Raw genomic sequence first — 375 nt, forward strand, 5'->3', positions numbered from 1 at the left:
TGTCTTTATGGAGAAGTACTCAAGTGGCTGAAGAGGCGCCCCTGCTAAGGGTGTAGGTCGGGTAACCGGCGCGAGGGTTCAAATCCCTCCTTCTCCGCCATATTATGATGCGCCTTTAGCTCAGCTGGATAGAGCATACGCCTTCTAAGCGTACGGTCAGAGGTTCGAAACCTCTAAGGCGCGTAAGTGAAAACGGTTGAACCGCAACATTTCCCCAATAAACATATCACCCCCACCATTATAAGAATTCCTATATTAATCCAATAGATAATCCCTATTAATTTACATAAAAACTTGTCCTTTCTATTGCCAAACAAACGGGCAAAAAATCTCTTTTTCTTTTCTTTCTGGGCTGCTGCTATTTGTAATAAAATC

1 protein-coding gene and 2 tRNA genes are annotated in these 375 nt (G+C 43.2%); 2 read left to right on the top strand and 1 reads right to left on the bottom strand.

Annotated elements, in window-relative coordinates; translation table 11 throughout:
- Positions 1-9: 9 nt before the first annotated feature.
- Together JN080_RS29285 and JN080_RS29290 are read left to right on the top strand one after the other, a co-directional pair.
- Positions 10-100 (top strand) — tRNA-Ser (locus JN080_RS29285).
- 9 nt (positions 101-109) lie between these two features.
- Positions 110-183 (top strand) — tRNA-Arg (locus JN080_RS29290).
- On the opposite strand, the gene JN080_RS29295 is transcribed toward JN080_RS29290, so the two are convergent.
- On the bottom strand, positions 174-375 hold a 202-nt coding region (locus JN080_RS29295; protein ID WP_256239384.1), incomplete at its 5' end, for a hypothetical protein. The genes JN080_RS29290 and JN080_RS29295 overlap by 10 nt on opposite strands.

The organism is Bacillus sp. EB600, from assembly GCF_024494385.1.
Taxonomy (GTDB): Bacteria; Bacillota; Bacilli; order Bacillales; family Cytobacillaceae; genus JAEVLT01.